This is a genomic window from Candidatus Thiothrix putei (assembly GCA_029972225.1).
Lineage (GTDB): Bacteria > Pseudomonadota > Gammaproteobacteria > Thiotrichales > Thiotrichaceae > Thiothrix > Thiothrix putei.
Window position 1 is genome coordinate 53,029 of the sequence record CP124756.1, and the last position, 18,090, is coordinate 71,118.

Sequence of the window (18,090 nt, forward strand, 5' to 3'; positions counted from 1 at the left end):
TTAATCAACAAGAAGCCGTAAATAAACTTGCTAGCAAACATCCATGCTGCTTTTCCATAATGTTCACCTGTAAAGGCTTGCTAAAATTCGTTTTCCCCTATTTCTTTGCTATAAAGCAAAAAAGTGCCGGTAGCCTCATGTTATGCTGCTTTGCACAAATTAATTCCTTGAGGTAGTGTAATGGATGTTGAACAACTTGCAATCCGTGATTATTTGGCGAAATGCCCCCCATTAACTGAGCTTCCCGCTGCCGAGCTGGATGCGCTTGCGCAAGCCATTGTGATTCAGCGTGTGCCTCAAGGTGATGATGTATTGACCATCGGCGCAGACAATACTGTCGCGTTCCTAATCCGCGCCGGGGCTGTGGATGTATTGCTGGAAAGCGGCGATTGGTACGGGCGTTTCGGCGATGGCGATTGGGTCGGCTACCGTTCGGTGATGCGCGGCGGCAAGGTCAGCATGACGGTGCGGGCGATTGAAGACACCTTGCTGTACGCCGTGCCGGGGGCGTTGTTTTTATCCTTACTGGAACGCTTTGAGCGGGTACGCCACTATTTCGCCGAGCGCAAACCGGAACGTTTACGCAATGCACTTCAGGAAATCCGTGGCAGTGACGGCTTGGCGTTGGTTGCCATGCATGTACGTGATTTGATGAAACTGCCGATGCTGGTAGGTAAAAGCGATAGTATTCAGCAAGTTGCACAGCAAATGAACGAATTCGACACCCAAACCGTGATGGTGACGGACGATGACGGCGGCTTGTGCGGCATCGTCACCGACGTGGATTTCCGCAAGCGCGTGGTGGCGGAAGGGCGCAGCGTGAATGCACCGATTGCCGACATTATGACCTTAAACCCGCTGACGCTGACTCCGCGTGATCAAGCTTCCGAAGCCTTATTGCTGATGTCGCGCCGCAATATCCGCCATTTGCCGGTGGTGGAAGGCAATGATGTGGTAGGTGTGCTATCCGCCAGCGATTTGTTGCGTACCCAAAGCAGCAGCGCGGTGTATTTGGTGGGGGATATTTTCGCGGCGCAAGATGTGGCGCGGTTGGCGGAATTGAGCAAGAGTTTGCCGAAATTGTTGGTCAGTTTGGTGAAGCAAAGCCTGCCTGCCAACGATATTGGGCAATCCATCACCTCGGTTGGGCAAGCGATTGCGCGGCGTTTATTGGTGATGGCAGAAGAAAAATTCGGCGCACCACCTGTGCCGTATGCGTTTATCGTGGCGGGGTCGATGGCGCGGCGTGAACAAACCGCACATTCTGACCAAGATAACGGCATGATTTTGTCGGATGATTACAATGAGGCGCAACACGGCGAGTATTTCCGGCAGATAGCGAAAGTCGTGAGCGATGGTTTGGATGCGTGTGGCTACATTTACTGCCCCGGCAATGTGATGGCGACCAATGACCAGTGGCGGCAACCGTTGGCGGTGTGGCGTGGTTATTTTGAAACGTGGATCAATAAGCCCGAACCGATGGCGTTGATGTATGCCAGTATTTTCTTCGACCTGCGCTGCTTGCACGGGGATGCCAGTTTGCTGAGCCGTTTGCAGGAAGAGGTTCTGAGAAAAACCAAGGCGAGCACCCTGTTCCAAGCGTTTATGGCGGGTAATGCCTTGAGCCACAAACCGCCGATTGGTTTCTTCCGTGGCTTTGTGTTGGATAAAGACAGCAAAGACAGCAGCGCCGAAAAAGGCATGGACATGAAGAAGCGCGGCGTTGTACCGGTTATCGACATGGCGCGGCTGTATGCGTTGGCGGCGGGGCTTACGCCGATCAATACCTGGGAACGGTTGGAGGCGATTGCGGCAGCGGGGACGATCACCCGTTCTACCGTGGAAGATGTGCGCGATGCCTTCGAGTTCATCAGCATGGTGCGCTTGCAGCATCAAGCCAAGCAAATCGAAAACGGGCAAAAACCCAATAACCACATGCCGCCCGAAGAGTTGTCGGCGTTGGAACGTCGCCATTTGAAAGATGCGTTTGAGGTGATTTCGACCATGCAAGACAGCATGGCAACCCGCTATCAGGCTGATAGTTTCCGCTGAGTGCTGATGGAGACTCCCCATGCTAAAAGGCATCAAACCCCAACGCCTATTCGCCCTCTTCATGGCAGGCGTTGCCCTCTTCAACTTCCCACTACTAGCCTTGTGGGATCACGACATGCAAGTCTGGGGCATCCCCCTTTTCCCACTGGGATTATTCACCGTATGGCTGATCCTAATCGCCGCCCTCGCATGGATTATGGAAACGGGTGAGGACTAACCCATGCTAACCCCCATCCTAGTCATCGGTGTCACATTCGCGTACTTACTAACCCTATTCGCCGTGGCCTACCTCGGCGATAAACGCGCCGAAGCCGGGCGTTCGATCATTGCCAGCCCGTGGGTGTATGCGTTGTCGATGGCGGTGTATTGCACGGCGTGGACGTATTTTGGCAGTGTGGGGCGAGCCGCGAGTGCGGGGGTATGGTTTCTGCCGATTTATTTGGGGCCGATGTTGGCAATGATTTTGGCGTGGGTGGTGGTGCGTAAAATGATTCGCATCGCTAAAACCTACCGGATTACCTCGATTGCGGACTTTGTGGCGAGTCGTTACGGCAAAAGCCCGTTGCTGGCGGGTTTGGTGACGTTGATTACGGTGGTGGGCATCGTGCCGTACATTGCGCTGCAATTGAAGGCGATTGCCAGTGGCTATGCGGTACTGACCTTGCCGTTGGGGGAAACGTTGCACGCTCCGGCGCAGTGGTGGGAAGACAGTACCTTGTACCTAGCGTTGGCGTTGGCGGGTTTCATTATCCTGTTCGGGACGCGCCATCTGGATAGCAGCGAACGTCACGAGGGCATGGTGGCGGCGATTGCGTTTGAGTCGGTGGTGAAATTGCTGGCATTTTTGCTGGTGGGGCTATTTGTCACTTACGGCATGTTTCATGGCATGGGCGATATTTTCAGCCAAGTCTTGGCAAACGCTGACCTGAAGCCGTTGTTGGCGTTGGATCAGGGTAAGCCGTTTGCGTATTCGCAGTGGTTTGCGTTGACGTTGCTGGCAATGTTGTCGGTGGTGTTTTTGCCGCGCCAGTTTCAGGTGATGGTGGTGGAAAATGTGGATGAACGCCATTTGCGCCGGGCGGTGTGGGTGTTTCCGCTGTATTTATTGTTGATCAATCTGTTTGTGTTGCCGATTGCGTTGGGCGGCTTGCTGTATTTCGGGGTGGGGACGATGAACCCGGAAACGTTTGTGCTTTCCTTGCCGTTGTCACAGGGGCATGGCTGGTTGGCATTGGTGGCGTTTGTCGGGGGCGTGTCGGCGGCAACGGGCATGGTGATTGTGGAAGCCATTGCGGTATCGACAATGGTATGCAATGACTTGGTAATGCCGTTGTTGTTACGCACGCGGCGCTTTGGGGAACGTTCCGGCGGGGATTTGACAGGGTTGATTTTGGGTATTCGCCGCTTGGCGATTATTCTGATTTTGTTGCTGGGGTATTTGTATTTTCATCTGGCGGGCGAAGTCTACGCGCTGGTAAGCATCGGGTTGATTAGCTTTGCGGCGGTGGCGCAGTTTGCCCCGGCAATGTTGGGCGGGATGTATTGGAAAGGCGGGACGCGCAACGGCGCATTGGCGGGCTTGCTGCTGGGCTTTGTGTTGTGGGCGTATACCTTAATGCTGCCCTCCCTCGCCAAATCCGGTTGGGTCTCGACGGACTTTTTGCAGCAAGGGCCGTGGGGCATTGCGTGGCTGAAGCCAGAAGCGTTTTTGGGGTTGAGTGGCTTGGATTACCTGACGCATTCGCTGTTTTGGAGCTTGTTTGCGAATGTGACGGCGTATGTGTGGGTATCGTTGTGGCAACGCCCCGCAGCGCGGGAAGCCAGCCAAGCCTTGCTGTTTGTGGATGTGTTTCAACGCACTAGCAGCACGCATCCGGTGTTTTGGCAGGGGCAGGCGCAAGTCACCGATTTATTGCATTTGATGGGGCGTTTTTTGGGCGAAACCCGTGCGGAACAATTATTCGCCCAGTACGCGCAACAAGTGGGTGTGCATGACATAGGGCAAATACCCGCCGATGCGAAGCTGGTACACTTCGTGGAGACGCAATTAACCGGTGCGATTGGCAGCGCGTCGGCACGGGTGATGGTGGCTTCGGTGGTAGAGGAAGAGGCGCTGGAGTTGGATGATGTGATGCGGATGTTGGAGGAGGCTTCCGAGTTGCGGATTGCGCTCGAAAAGCTCAAGAGTTTGGATCATTTGAAGGATGATTTTATGTCATCCGTTACCCATGAATTGCGCACCCCGCTGACCTCGATTCGGGCGCTTTCCGAGATGATGCAGGATGACCCGGAAATGGAGGTGGAGCAACGCCAGCAATTCCTTGGGATTGTGGTCGCCGAAACCGAACGCCTCAGCCGCTTGGTGAATCAAGTGCTGGATATGGCGAAGATTGAAGCGGGTCATGCCGAATGGCACAACAGCGATGTGGATATGCGTGACGTGGTGCAACAAGCGGTGAATAGCGTGGCGGGCACGTGCCGCGAACGCCAGATTGCCTTGCATACCGAATTGCCCGCGAGTGTTGCGCCATTGCGGGCAGATGCGGATCGTTTGGTGCAGGTGGTACTGAATTTGCTATCGAATGCGCTGAAATTTGTGCCGGTGTCGCAGGGTGAAATTGTAGTGCGTTTGCTAGATGCACCTGCGGGTGTCACGGTGACAGTGGCGGATAATGGGGTTGGCATTTCCCCGGATAAGCACGCACTGGTGTTTGAAAAGTTTAGGCAAGTGGATAATGAAGCGGGTTCGGTGCAAGGCACGGGGCTGGGTTTGCCGATTAGCCGCCAAATCGTGGAACATTTTGGTGGACGCATGTGGCTGGAGTCGGAGGAGGGCAAAGGCGCGTGTTTTGGCTTTTTCTTGCCGAGGTAACGATTGGAGAGAGAGGAGCATAACATGACAAAAACCGTACTGATTGCGGACGATGAGCCGAATATTTTGATTTCGCTCGAATATCTGATGAAGCGCGAAGGCTATCGCGTGGTCGTTGCGCACGATGGGCAGGAGGCGTGCGAATTGATTGAGCGCGAACACCCCGATTTGGTGTTGCTGGATGTGATGATGCCGAAAAAAACCGGCTTTGAGGTGTGCCACGAAATCCGTGCCAATGAGACGTTTAAGGCGCTGCCGATTGTGTTGCTGACCGCGAAAGGGCGCGATACCGATGTCGCTAAAGGGCTGGCGATGGGGGCGAATGATTACATGACCAAACCGTTTTCCACCAAGGAATTGGCGCAAAAAGTGCGTGACTTGTTGGTGGCGGCAGCATGAGGCGTTTTGATAAACGGGTTGCGTTGGGTGTGGCGTTGATTGGTTTGATTGGGTTGGTGTGGTTGGGGGCAACGGGCGGTTTGATCTGGTCAACCTTGGATGACGCGGGGCGTACCATCCTCAAAGACACGTTGGGCGAACGCATTATGCTGCTGCTGTTAATGTGGGCAGTGTCGTTGATTGCGGTGGGGTCGGCATTGCGTTTTCTGGTGTCGTATTTTATGACGGCTCCGGCACGCTTGGCGGAAGAGGCGCAGGTATTGCTGGGAACCGATGTGAAGCGCCAGCTTGTGCCGACGGGCAGTATTGAAAATCGACGCTTGGCGGATTTGTTTAACCAATTGGTGCAACAGCGCGAAGCCTTGCGCGACGAAATGGATGCGCGGGTGCAAGAAGCGGCACGCAATACCGAACAGGAAAAAAACCGTCTGGCGGCGTTGATGTCGGAGCTGACCAAAAGCGTGGTGGTGTGCAATCTGGATGGGCGCATTCTGCTGTATAACAATCGGGCGCGGATGCAGTTTCGGGCGTTGTCGCAAGCGCCGGGTGTGGCGGGTGGCGGCGAATTGATTGGCTTGGGACGTTCGGTTTACGGCGTGTTTGACCGCAAATTGGTGATGCACGCGCTGGAAAATATTCAGCACCGTTTGCAACGCGGTGCGTCTGCGCCTTCCGCGCAATTCATTACCACGACGCAAACGGGGCAGTTATTGCGGGCGCAAATGGCTCCGGTACGTTCGGTGCAAACAGCGGCGAATGAGCCGGTGCAAATGACGGGTTTTGTGCTGATGCTCGACAATATTACCCGTGAATTTGAGGCGCAATCTCGCCAAGATCATATTTTGCATACGTTGACGGAACGCAGCCGTGCCGCGCTGGGCAATATGCAGGCGGCGTTGGAGGTGTTGGAATACCCCGATCTTGAGCCGGACATGCACGAGCGGTTGCTGGCGGTTTTGCGCGAGGAAACCGCAGGCTTGGGAACACGCTTACGGGAATTGAAATCGTCGGCGTTGGATAGCACGGTGTTGCGTTGGCCGCTGGAAGACATGCTGGGCGCGGATTTGGTGGCAGCCGCGATTCGGCGTATCGAAGCTTTGGGTGGATTAGCGGTGGTGGCGACTGAGGTCGATGATTCCTTGTGGCTTAAAGTGGAAAGTTTTTCGTTGTTGCAAGCCTTGTCGTATTTGGCGGAACGTTTGCGCCAAGAATGCGTGATTAATACGGTGCAATTGCGCTTGAGCATGGGAGCGGGGCGGGCGCAATTGGATTTGTGTTGGACACCGAGTGCCGCGAAGTTGACCGATAAAGTCGTGCCGGGTTGGGAACATGACCCGATGCGTTCGGGGGGGGAGGATACCTCGCTGACGATTCAGGATGTGGTGGAACGCCACGGCGGGGCGTTCTGGTTTGAACGCGAAGCGGCGACGGGAACGGTATTTTTCCGCTTCTTATTGCCGTTGGCAGCGCCGCAAGAACAGTTGGAAACCAGCAGTGTGGTGCGCAATGAGAGTCGCCCGGAATACTACGATTTCGATTTGTTCCAAGCCTCGGCGCAATCGCGTTCCTTGGAAGACAGCAAGCTGAGCGAGTTGTCGTTCACGGTGTTTGATACCGAAACCACGGGACTAGACCCGGCGAATGGCGATGAAATCATTCAGATTGCGGCGGTGCGCATTGTGAATGGCAAGCTGTTGCGCCACGAAAACTTTGACCAGTTGGTTGATCCGAAGCGTAATATTCCGGCGATTACGATTCCGATTCATGGGATTACGCCGGAAATGGTGCGCGGGCAGCCAACGATTGACAAGGTGTTACCGGCGTTTCATCAGTTTGCGCAAGACACGGTGTTGGTGGCGCACAATGCCGCGTTTGATATGCGTTGCTTGCAGGTGAAGGAAAAGGTGACGGGCATGGTGTTTGATCATCCGGTGATGGATACCTTGTTGCTGTCGGCGGTAGTGCATCCGAATCAGGAATCACATCGGCTGGAGGCGATTACCGAGCGCTTTAATATCAATATTTTGGGGCGGCATACCGCGCTGGGGGATGCGATGGCAACGGCAGAGGTGTTTATGCGCTTGATTCCGTTGCTGGCGGAAAGGGGGATTCATACGCTGGGGCAGGCGCGGGAAGCGGCGCAGAAAACGTATTATGCGCGTTTGAAATATTAGGGTTGACCTTGGCAGTGATTCAGCTTAGCTTATCTGATTACTAAAATTTTAGAGCGAAACCAAAATGGCACGTATTACGGTTGAAGATTGTCTGGGTCATGTCGAGAACAATTTTGCACTGGTGTTGAAAGCGGCGAAACGCGCCCGTGACATTTCTCACGGCGCACAGCCGCTGGTGGCAGAGGAAGGTGATAAGCCGACTGTTATTGCCCTGCGCGAAATTGCGGAAGGCTTGCTGGTCAAAAAGCCGGTGGTGATTTCCACCGCAGCAATCGACGCTTAAGACTGATAAAGAATACCCACTGCTACATTGAGTGGGTATTTTTTTGAGGTTAGTCATACGACCTGACCTGATACGCTCGGTGAGGATGTTTTATGTCAGATGATGCATACCGTGAATCTGCGCCCGACGACGAGCGTGGGGATGAATCCAACAACATGGGGGATGGCTTCCATGAGTTTAGTGAACCATCGTTTGAGCCGCTTGCTGCTTCCCCGCCTGAACTACCTGAGCCTCCTGCCCCCAAACCGGCGATTTCACACAATATCTTTCGTGCCAATAATCTGATGCAGTTGGTTGAGCGTTATATGACGCAAGCCGATTCGCGCAAAGTCTACGATGCTTTTTTGTTGGCGGCGGAAAAGCACGAAGGTCAGATGCGGGCGGATAAAATTACCCCTTATATTACCCACCCCTTGGAAGTCGCCCGCACCCTAGCGTTGTGGTATTTGGATGTGGATACCGTGTGTGCCGCTCTGTTGCACGATGTCCCAGAAGATACCGATTGCACCAATGAAGAAATCGTGGCGAAATTTGGGGCTACAGTCGGGCATTTGGTTGGCGGTGTTACCAAATTAAAGCGTAATGATGCGTTGCCGACTAAACAGGCTGTGACGATTGCCAGTTACCGCAAAATGATGCAGGCGATGACCCAGGATTTTCGCGTGGTGTTGGTCAAATTAGCTGATCGTTTGCACAATATGAAAACTTTGGGCAATGTTGAGCCAGACAAGCGGCGGCGGGTAGCGCGGGAAACCTCCACGACCTATGTGACGTTAGCACGGCGCATGGGGATGAATATTATCCGGCGCGAATTGCAGTGGCTATCGTTTCAAGGTTTGTACCCTTGGCGCAGCAGCATTATGGAACGGGCGCTGGAGACCTATCTGCACGAAAATGAAGAGAAGCACGAGCAAATCTTCAAAAGCATTTCTGATGCATTGGAGGTGAGCATTCCCGGTAGCAGTGCCATGGTCTGGCCGAAAAACCTGTTCCGCGTGTATGAGCAGTGTCGCCGTAAAAAGGTCGGTTTCCGCCAGCAGTGTGATTTGCTGGAAATCAGTGTGCAAGTCGCTGAGCGAGAAGAATGCTACAGTGCATTAGGCATTATTCACAGTTTATTCAAACCGCGCATGGGCATGGTCAGGGATTTCATTGCGGCTCCCCGTGCGTATGGTTTTCAGTCATTGCAGACTACGGTGACGGCATCCAATGGGCAGGTGGTACGTTTCCAAATCCAGACACGCGAAATGTATCAAGTGGCACAATTGGGGGTTGCGGCACGTTGGAATCATGCATCGGGAACCCGTTCTTATACTCAGGGGGTCTTTAATAGCTGGATCGAGCAAGTCAAGGAATTTGATAGTCAGGCGCAAAATTCGGATGAATTTTACGCGGCGATGCAAGGCGATATGTTCCAAACCGAGATTTACGCCTATACCCCTGAAGGCGATGTCAAAGAATTGCCGCGTGGCGCGACGTTGGTGGATTTTGCTTATGCGGTGCATACCGAATTGGGGCATCGTTGCACTAAAGCCAAGGTGGATGGTGTGGAACGCGCCTTGCGCAGCCGTGTGCCAAATAATATGGCGACGATTGAGATTATTTGCGGTGATGCTCCCGAACCCCAAGCCGCTTGGTTGAATTTCGTCAAAACCAGTAAAGCACTGTACGCGATCCGCAGTTGGCTACGCCAGCACAATGCCTTGCCTAAAGAGGGTGAAAATGGTACGGGGCAAAAAATGTTAGCCGGTATTGTCGTGGAAGTGCGCGATGTGAAAGGCATGTTACGCCAAATCACCAAATCGCTGGATGGCTTGGATGTGAACATCGTCGATTTAAAGATCACTGGCGAGGGGCGTATCAAGCAAGATGCTTTTACTATTCAGGTTGATGATCAAGGGCATTTACAAGAAGTCATTCGTCAGCTAAAACATATACCGAATGTATTGAATGTAAGCAAATTGACGAAATAAGGAACTTCATGAACAAGACCATCATTTCCACGCCTGACGCGCCACAGGCGATTGGTACGTATTCGCAGGCGGTGCGCGTGGGCGATACCGTCTACCTGTCCGGGCAAATTCCTCTGGTTCCTGCCACCATGCAAATGGTTGAGGGCGATATTGCCGTGCAAGTGCGCCAAGTGTTTGAGAATTTGTCTGCCGTTGCCAAGGCTGCGGGTGGTTCGCTGAATGATTGTGTGAAAGTGCATGTGTTCCTGACCGATTTGGTGAATTTTCCTGTCGTGAATCAGGTGATGGCAGAGTTTTTCACCGAACCCTACCCCGCGCGTGCGGCGATTGGTGTTGCCTCCTTGCCACGCGGTGCGGAAGTGGAAGTCGATGCCATTATGGTCTTGGGCTAAGCCATGACGAACGGGCAAATGCCGTATAAGCTGGCAACCATTGATTTGGGGTCGAACAGCTTCCACATGATCGTGGTGCAGATTGATGCGTTTGGGCAGGTCAATATCTTGGATCGCTTGCGTGAGCCGGTGCGCTTAGGCGGCGGGTTGGATACGAAAGGTAATCTGAGCCTGGAGGCGCAACAGCGTGCGGTCGATTGCCTGCGGCGTTTTGGCGAGCGGATTCGGGATTTCCCCTCGGAAAACGTGGCAGCCGTTGGCACGAATACCTTGCGCCTGACCAAAAATTCCCGCGAGTTTTTGCACCGTGCTGAGGAAGCTTTGGGGCATCCGATTGCAGTCATCAGCGGGCGTGAAGAAGCGCGTTTGATTTACCTCGGTGTGGCACATTCCCTTGCCAAAGATCAGCAGGGCAAGCGCTTTGTGATGGACATCGGCGGTGGCAGCACTGAGCTTATCATTGGACAGGGTTTCGAGCCGCTGCATCTGGAAAGTTTGCGCATGGGCTGTGTGAGCAGTAGTTTGGCGTTTTTTCCCGATGGTAAGTTAGGCAAAGCCTGTTGGGACAAAGCCATTACCGCTGCTTTACTGGAGCTGCGCCCGATCAAAGCCGCTTACCGCGCCATTGGTTGGGAATCAGCTACCGGCGCTTCCGGCACAATCCGTGCGGTAAAAAAAGTCATTCAGCAAACCGGGCTTGCGCCTTACGGCATTACCTTGGAACACATGTACCGCGTGCGTGACATGATGATCGAGGCGGGGCATATCGACAGACTGAAATTGCCGGGGTTGAGTGAAGAGCGCAAGCCGGTGTTTGCCGGTGGTTTGGCGGTGCTGATTGCGGTGTTTGAGGCGCTGAAAATCGATCGCATGTTGGTGTCTGATGGAGCCTTGCGCGAAGGTTTGGTGTATGACCGGTTGGAGCGTTACCAGCACGATGATATTCGTGATAAAACGGTGCGGGCTTGGCAACAGCGTTTTCAAGTTGATCAGGGTTATGCGGCGGCAGTGCATTTGACTGCGCTTAAATTGTTCAACCGTTGCCGCGATGATTGGAAACTGCCAAGCCATTTGGCGGAATTGCTGGGTTGGGCGGCTGATTTGCACGAATTGGGGCTGGCGGTGTCGCATTCCAGTTACCATAAGCACGGTGGTTATTTGCTGGAATACGCGGATTTGCCGGGATTTTCCAATGAGGAACAGCGCTGGTTGAGCGTGTTGGTGCGTACCCACCGGCAAAAAATTTCCAGTAAACTGTTTGGTTTGTTGAATGTGGAAGATTACCAGAATGCGCTGTATCTGTGCGTGTTGCTGCGTTTAGCGGTATTGTTGCACCGTTCGCATAAGGAAGTTGCCCCGCGTATTGAGCGGATTCGGGTGGCTAAAAATCGTATTGAATTGCGCTTTGCAGATGACATCCGAACAAAAAAGCCCTTGTTACTTGCAGACTTGGAGCGCGAACAGGTGTTTTTAAAAGCAGTAAAGGTGGAACTGATATTCTAACTGCTGCTGGCAAGCGGGGAATGCCTTGCAAAGGCAACCCCGCCCATAAGCATTCGTTTATGGACGCCAAGCCACAAAATTTTCCAACAGTTTTAAGCCATCATCCGCAGATTTTTCAGGGTGTGCCTGAATGGCGAACACATTGTCTTTGGCAATCGCTGAGGCATAGCTAATGCCGTATTCGGTCGAACCGGCAATCAAGTCCGGCGTTTGCGGCTCCACATAATAGCTGTGGACGAAATAGAAACGCGCACCATCGGGGATGCCTTTCCACAGCGGGTGTTCCATCTGCTGCCACACCTGATTCCAACCCATCTGTGGGATTTTCAAGCGAACACCAATATCCTGATGCACAGTGCCAAAATAGCGCACATTGCCTTCATACAAACCTAAGCATTCAATCCCGCCGTTTTCTTCGGAATGCTGCATCAAAACCTGCATCCCCATGCAAATGCCGAGGAAGGGTTTGGTTTGTATGACTTCGCGTACCACTTCTGCCATGCCACGGGTTTCGAGTTCACGCATACAATCACGCGCTGCCCCTTGCCCCGGAAATACCACGCGGTCGGCTTTTAAAATCATGTCCGGGTCAGCGGTAATCGCTACCGTGGCATTGCCGCCCGTAGCGTGGGAAACGGCGCGTTCCACTGAGTGCAGGTTGCCCATGTTGTAGTCGATGATGGCGATTTTTTGCATTACAAGCTCCCTTTAGTGGAAGGCATGATGCCCGCCATGCGCGGATCAAGCTCCAATGCCATGCGCAACGCCCGCCCGAACGCCTTGAAAACGGTTTCGGCAATGTGGTGCGAATTGCGCCCTTTCAAATTGTCGATGTGCAGCGTCACCTGTGCATGATTCACAAAACCCTGGAAGAATTCGTAAAACAGGTCAGTTTCAAACGCGCCAATGCTGGAGCGCGGGTATTCCACCTGATGTTCCAGCCCCGGCCTGCCGGAAAAGTCGATGACCACACGGGAGAGGGCTTCATCCAACGGCACATAAGCGTGCCCGTAACGGCGGATACCTTTCTTGTCACCCACGGCTTTAGCGAACGCTTGCCCCAAGGTAATGCCGAGGTCTTCAGCACTGTGGTGGTCGTCAATGTGGTGATCGCCTTTGCATTCGATGTCGAGGTCGATCATACCGTGACGGGCAACTTGGTCGAGCATATGGTCGAGGAAAGGCATCCCGGTGGCAAAACGGGCTTTACCTGTACCATCAAGGTTGATGGTGATACGAATTTGGGTTTCAAGCGTGTTGCGTTCCACGCTGGCAGTACGTTCGGTCATAACTAAACCTGTGTTTGGTTGATCTACAGGGATATTACCATATCAGCTTTCGACGCTGACCTGTTGATTACGCACCCGAATACGGGTTTTACCTGAGAGTACCTCAGTAAACAAATCATTCACGAGCACGCCACGCCAGTCATCTGAAAGGGTAGTGCGCCCTTCTTCCAGCATTTTTTCAAGCTGCTGGCGAGTCGCAATCATCTGCGCAGAAATTCCATGCTCATTGGCAACTTGATTGAGCAAGGCCGTCAGCAAATCCGCGACCACACTCATGTTGGCATCCAGTTTACGGCGGCGAGGCAAAGACGGGCATTCGTTGTTGGGAATAGCTTGCCCGCGAGCAATACAGGCTAACCATTCACCCGCCCCGCGTTCAATTTGCTCCTCACTCAAGCCGCGAATCTGGCGCAAACCTGCGGGGCTGTCAGGTTGCATCCGTGCCATATCCAGCAAAATCTCATCGGACAAAATCCAACGGCGTGGAATATCCTTTTGCAAGGCACGCTGTTCCCGCCATGCCGCCAATTCGCGCAAAATGGCAAGCTGTTGCGGTTTGAGAATCTGCAAGCCTTTCACCCGCTCCCATACCGTTTGCGGATCAACTGTGTATGTTGCAGGGTCAGACAGTTTTTGAAAGGGCTTTTCCAGCCATTTCATACGCCCCAGTTTCTCCAGTTGTTCACGCAATAGCAGGTAAACATCCCGTAAGTGGCGCACATCGTCAATGGCATATTCCAGTTGCGCAGTGGTCAAGGGGCGGCGTGACCAATCGGTACGTGACTGGGATTTATCCAACGAAACCCCCAGTAATGCCTCGACCAAGCGGGCATACCCTAATTGGTCGCCCATACCCAAGACCGCCGCCGCCACTTGCGTGTCAAACAATGGTGTAGGGACATTGCCTCCTCCCAAATGGTGGAAGATTTCCATATCCTGCCAGGCAGCGTGCAATACTTTCAGACGTTGGGGTTGGTTCAACCAATCGAGAAAGGGCTGTAAATCACTGATGGCAAGCGGATCAATGCAAGCCAGCATGTCAGCACTGGCAATTTGAATCAAACACAAACGCGGGTAATAGGTTTTTTCACGAATAAATTCGGTATCGAGTGTGACCCACTCGGCTTTATCCAAGCGAGTGAGTAAATAGCTGAGTTTTTCGGTGTTATCAATATAATCAAACATAAGGGTGGTGCACTTAACTAGAACGTCAACGATTGTACGGTAAACCAGAAATTAATCCATGGTTATCAATATTCTTCTTCGGTTTGTGCACTGCAACGTTAGTGTTTAAGAATATTTGCAATATCAACTATTTGTTGACATTTCCCTTATTTTTTTGCACATTGAGAAATATCAAATCTATTCTATACAAAAGTTTCAAAACCGCTAGTGAGGGTAGTTGCCATACGCAGTATTGCTAGGTTGTGTATGGTCTGAGCGGTCAGCCCGATCGTATCGATCGGGCTTTTTTTACTTAGTTGCTTGGATTCAGAATGGAATCAAGGTAGGTTTCAATACTGCTTGCGGTTTTCCGTCCGGAAACACTCAAATCCACTCCCTCTATTAACGCAGCATTGCGTAGTCCCATCAGGTAACGCATGAGCAATACAGCATCCTTGTCAGCCTGTTTGCTACCGTCATTATCAATATCCATCACCTGCTGCACCGAAGCCAGAGCCGTTTCTAACGTAGCAAGATCAAACACATAACGGGTAACGCCTGTCACCAATGCCGTACCCCGTAGACCTTGCAAATAACGGGCAATGATAACCCCCTCAACCAATCCCGTCGGTGGGGTATTGGCATTGCGTAAGCGCAACGACGGCGGCAGACCTTTCGCACCCAACCAAGCGCTAATGAAAGGCCAGGTACGTTCAAAGCGGCTGTATTCATCCGGTGCATCGGGGGTGGCACAATCCGATGAACCTCCCAGTAGCGAACCGTTGAGGTAATGCACTCCACCCTCTTCAATCCAGACACCAGAACCGCTACTACCAGGAGCGGTAATACCGGTATGCCAGACGATATTGGAAAAATCCCCATTAGCATCCGGTGTTACGGAGTAGCCACCGCTACCAGTCTCAATACGGGCATGTCCCTGAAAGTTACCCATCGCATATTTTTTCGGGCTACCTAGCGCATGGTGAATACCCGTGACGGCTTGATTACTCGTTAATGATTCAGTTGTCCAACCTGACATCAGCACGCCAGAGGGTGGATTGTTATTCAGGCGTAAGAAACTGGTATCCAGCGTGGTTTTGCTAACCAATAACTGTGCCCCCCCACTGGTTTGCGTAACGCTGCTATCATTACCACCGCAGGTAGCGTTTGCGTATAACCAAAACATATCCATGCTGCTGGCAGCTTGTTGATTATCAATGCAATGTGCCGCCGTAAAAAAATACGGAATTTGGGTATAGACATCGTTATCGGTCAACACCGTTCCCGAACACAAATAGCTCAAGCCGTCGGTATCCGTGAAAACGTAACGTGCCACCGCTTTCCCCGTTTCCTGCCATGCAGGGCTGGCGCAGGCAATATCCTGTTGGCAACTGGTGTACTCTGCTTTGAAAAGACTGCTTTTTAGTTGACTGCTCGCAGGGTCAACGACTAAATGTGAAAGCTGTGGAATAGCTAACTCAATCTGCTGGGGTTCCACACCGTTTGGTAGAAACAACTCCAATCCCAAGGTATCACCTGCTACCGTAGGCGACCAAGTTAAACTATTTGCCTCCGCCTTCGACTCAAATACCTTGTCCGGATGCGTGGGCGAGAAAAAGCGTAGCTCCACACCCTCAGGAATCTTACCCCACTGCAACTGTGCTCTGACCCGTAATGCACCACTGGAGGTTAAGTGGAAATGTGCTACTTTGCCAGCACTAACCCTTGTCCATTGCCAGGTGTCAAGTGCAATCGGCTGGCTGATGCTGGTGGGCAAATCACGCCCCACCCCCACCCGATAAGCTTTCATTCCAGGCTTATTTTGTAACAATTGAATGTCTGCATCGTCCAAAGCAGGCAGCGTTACGACCGTCAGGACGTTTGCGGCTTGAATAGTCGCACTCTTGGCAGCAACAGTACGTTGCATGGGTAAGCGCAAAGCCGCCATTGCCGCTTCAACCGGTTCCCCCTGAAAGGTTTCCGGCTCAGCACGTAGCGTGTTCGCAGCCTGTGTATGGCTATTCGCCTGCACACTATTAGCCAACACTAGCAGCAAGCCAGTCAGAATTAGAATTTTCATCATGGATAACCTTATTGCGGCAAACTGCCGGGTAAAATGTAGTTTGTACTGGCGGTGCTATTGGCAGGGGAAAGCAGGATATTGCCTAACAACGCATTCACATCATTATCAGGCCCGACATAGAGCGTTTTGCCATCCAAATTCAGATCCGTTACCCGATAGCCCGGTAACTGAAAAGGCTCAATATGCGTTTCAGGGTCTTGTTTTCCCCGGCATTGCAAACGTGATGGATAGCGGTAAAGTTAGTCATTTCCGATAGCCAAGGAGAGGCTTTATGAGCTCGCTCATCAGTATTTCCAGCCTGACCAGTGATGCCGCCTGTTTCGAGCAAGTCCGTTCCGTGCGTTGGCCTAATGGGGTGATTTGTCCGCACTGCGGTTCACAGGACACTATCCGTCGAGGCAAGGATGACACCCAGCAGGAACGCCAGCGTTACCAGTGTAAGGATTGCCAAAAGCGTTTTGATGACCTGACGGGCACGGTGTTTGAAGGCCACCACCAGCCGCTGAAGGTGTGGGTGTTGTGCCTGTACCTGATGTCGTTGAACCTGTCCAACCAACAAATCGCCCGCGAATTGGGGTTGAACAAGGATGATGTTCAGGCGATGACGGAACAGTTACGGCGTGGTGTCGAGAAAAAAACGCCAGTAAACCTGTTTGGGAATGTTGAATTTGATGAGGTTTATGTCAAGGCTGGACACAAGGGAAACCCCGAAGCCGTCGCGGATGCTGGGCGTGAAGGTCGCCGCCGCGCCCTGAAAGGTGCGCCGGGGCGTGGGACACTGGAAAAGGACAAACCACCCATTTTCGGCATGATCCAGCGTTCCGGGGAGGTCGTGATCCGTATGCTGGCGAATGTGAAACAGACGACGATCAAGCCGTTGATTGTGGAAACGGTGGCAGCAGGCACGCTGGTCTACACCGATGAGTACAACATTTACAGCCGATTGGAAGAATGGGGCTATGCCCACAAAACCGTCAACCATGGCGCAGGCGAATATGCCCGTGACGAAGATGGTGACGGTTTCCATGAAGTCCACGTCAATACGATGGAAGGTTTTTGGTCACTGTTACGCTCATGGTTACGACCTCATCGGGGGATCTCACAAGAAAAGCTACCGTGTTACCTTGCATTCTTCGAGTCTCTTCACAACATCAGGAAACGGGGGCAAGCTGCCTTACAGTCCTTGCTTTCGCTGCTGTTGGGATAAGACCCTGAAACGCATATTGAGCCATCGCCATTTATCCCGTGCCATCAGTGATATGGGGTTTTTCGAGTTTCGCCGTCAACTGGAATACAAGGCGGAAATGCGCGGTGCGGTGGTCGTGGTGGCTGATCGGTTTTTTGCCTCCAGCAAAACCTGTTCTGCTTCTGGCTGTGGGCATAAAGTGGAAAAGCTACCGCTGTCGGTGCGTGAATGGACTTGCCCTGACTGTCGTGCAGTCCATGACCGTGACATCAATGCCGCCAAGAATTTAGAAGAATACGCCGTGAGTTACACGGTGTCTGCCTGTGGAGGGGAAGGCTCTGGTCTTGGGCGCAAGCCGAAGACGAAACCAGCCCCCGTGAAGCAGGAATTCAACACCATGACTACTTTTAGTTAGCTATAGGTAGATTTGGGTAGGTTTGAAATAACGGTTAATGGTTGAGGGCCGAAAGCTCTTTTTCGATGGTTTTCAGATCTGCCAATTGTTGTTTCATCACGTAGGCCATGCGTTTCTTTTCTTCGACACGGGTTTCGTAGTCGTATTGTTCCAGCACGTCTTGGTGAAGCTCGTAAATACGATGGTCATTGGCTTGCCCTTTGTCTGGTGATGCACTCGTATTGGGTGTGAACAAAAGTATGGCGTTGCCCCAACCATCATACTCCAAACCTCCCCCCTAACACCCCCGCAAGGGGTGAAGGATT

General features: G+C 52.6%; 17 protein-coding genes. 11 read left to right on the forward strand and 6 right to left on the reverse strand.

The window, feature by feature from the left end:
- The first annotated feature begins 180 nt into the window (after positions 1-180).
- The 9 genes from QJT81_00235 to ppx all read left to right on the forward strand — a co-directional run bounded on the left by QJT81_00235 (position 181) and on the right by ppx (position 11,648).
- Positions 181-2,052, forward strand: a complete 1,872-nt coding sequence (locus tag QJT81_00235) for a putative nucleotidyltransferase substrate binding domain-containing protein (GenBank protein ID WGZ94451.1) — start codon at positions 181-183, stop codon at positions 2,050-2,052.
- A gap of 19 nt (positions 2,053-2,071) precedes the next feature.
- Positions 2,072-2,269, forward strand: coding sequence for a hypothetical protein (locus tag QJT81_00240; GenBank protein ID WGZ94452.1), 198 nt, complete (start codon positions 2,072-2,074; stop codon positions 2,267-2,269).
- A 3-nt stretch (positions 2,270-2,272) separates the two neighbouring features.
- Complete coding sequence (locus QJT81_00245) at positions 2,273-4,924, forward strand: sensor histidine kinase (GenBank protein ID WGZ94453.1); 2,652 nt, start codon at positions 2,273-2,275, stop codon at positions 4,922-4,924.
- A 24-nt stretch (positions 4,925-4,948) separates the two neighbouring features.
- Positions 4,949-5,323 (forward strand): response regulator, encoded by a 375-nt coding sequence (locus tag QJT81_00250; GenBank protein ID WGZ94454.1) that lies wholly within the window; start codon positions 4,949-4,951, stop codon positions 5,321-5,323.
- Positions 5,320-7,497, forward strand: coding sequence for an exonuclease domain-containing protein (locus tag QJT81_00255; protein WGZ94455.1), 2,178 nt, complete (start codon positions 5,320-5,322; stop codon positions 7,495-7,497). Before QJT81_00250 ends, QJT81_00255 begins: the two co-directional genes overlap by 4 nt.
- 64 nt (positions 7,498-7,561) lie before the next feature.
- Positions 7,562-7,780 (forward strand): DNA-directed RNA polymerase subunit omega, encoded by a 219-nt coding sequence (gene rpoZ, locus QJT81_00260; protein ID WGZ94456.1) that lies wholly within the window; start codon positions 7,562-7,564, stop codon positions 7,778-7,780.
- A 92-nt stretch (positions 7,781-7,872) separates the two neighbouring features.
- Positions 7,873-9,753 (forward strand): HD domain-containing protein, encoded by a 1,881-nt coding sequence (locus QJT81_00265; protein ID WGZ94457.1) that lies wholly within the window; start codon positions 7,873-7,875, stop codon positions 9,751-9,753.
- An 8-nt stretch (positions 9,754-9,761) separates the two neighbouring features.
- A complete protein-coding gene (locus QJT81_00270) occupies positions 9,762-10,145 on the forward strand; it encodes a RidA family protein (protein WGZ94458.1) in 384 nt (127 codons plus the stop codon).
- Positions 10,146-10,148: 3 nt separating this feature from the next.
- Positions 10,149-11,648 (forward strand): exopolyphosphatase, encoded by a 1,500-nt coding sequence (gene ppx / locus QJT81_00275; protein ID WGZ94459.1) that lies wholly within the window; start codon positions 10,149-10,151, stop codon positions 11,646-11,648.
- A 57-nt stretch (positions 11,649-11,705) separates the two neighbouring features.
- Here ppx and hisH read toward each other — a convergent pair whose 3' ends face one another.
- The 5 genes from hisH to QJT81_00300 form a co-directional block, all read right to left on the reverse strand.
- The gene (gene hisH / locus QJT81_00280) at positions 11,706-12,344 is read right to left on the reverse strand and encodes an imidazole glycerol phosphate synthase subunit HisH (protein WGZ94460.1); all 639 of its coding nucleotides are present in this window, start codon (positions 12,342-12,344) and stop codon (positions 11,706-11,708) included.
- A complete protein-coding gene (gene hisB / locus QJT81_00285; protein WGZ94461.1) occupies positions 12,344-12,937 on the reverse strand; it encodes an imidazoleglycerol-phosphate dehydratase HisB in 594 nt (197 codons plus the stop codon). Before hisB ends, hisH begins: the two co-directional genes overlap by 1 nt.
- Positions 12,938-12,979: 42 nt before the next feature.
- Positions 12,980-14,122, reverse strand: a complete 1,143-nt coding sequence (gene rnd / locus QJT81_00290; protein ID WGZ94462.1) for a ribonuclease D — start codon at positions 14,120-14,122, stop codon at positions 12,980-12,982.
- Between the two features lie 292 nt (positions 14,123-14,414).
- Positions 14,415-16,181: a hypothetical protein gene (locus QJT81_00295; GenBank protein ID WGZ94463.1), complete on the reverse strand. Its 1,767-nt coding sequence runs from the start codon at positions 16,179-16,181 to the stop codon at positions 14,415-14,417.
- Positions 16,182-16,192: 11 nt separating this feature from the next.
- A complete protein-coding gene (locus QJT81_00300) occupies positions 16,193-16,402 on the reverse strand; it encodes a hypothetical protein (GenBank protein WGZ94464.1) in 210 nt (69 codons plus the stop codon).
- 53 nt (positions 16,403-16,455) lie between these two features.
- Between QJT81_00300 and QJT81_00305 the strand changes: the two genes are divergently transcribed.
- Together QJT81_00305 and QJT81_00310 are read left to right on the forward strand one after the other, a co-directional pair.
- Positions 16,456-17,391 (forward strand): IS1595 family transposase, encoded by a 936-nt coding sequence (locus tag QJT81_00305; GenBank protein ID WGZ94465.1) that lies wholly within the window; start codon positions 16,456-16,458, stop codon positions 17,389-17,391.
- 16 nt (positions 17,392-17,407) lie between these two features.
- On the forward strand, positions 17,408-17,785 hold the full coding sequence (locus QJT81_00310) for a zinc ribbon domain-containing protein (GenBank protein ID WGZ94466.1): 378 nt from the start codon (positions 17,408-17,410) through the stop codon (positions 17,783-17,785).
- Between the two features lie 34 nt (positions 17,786-17,819).
- Here QJT81_00310 and QJT81_00315 read toward each other — a convergent pair whose 3' ends face one another.
- The gene (locus tag QJT81_00315; protein ID WGZ94467.1) at positions 17,820-18,053 is read right to left on the reverse strand and encodes a hypothetical protein; all 234 of its coding nucleotides are present in this window, start codon (positions 18,051-18,053) and stop codon (positions 17,820-17,822) included.
- Between the last annotated feature and the right edge of the window lie 37 nt (positions 18,054-18,090).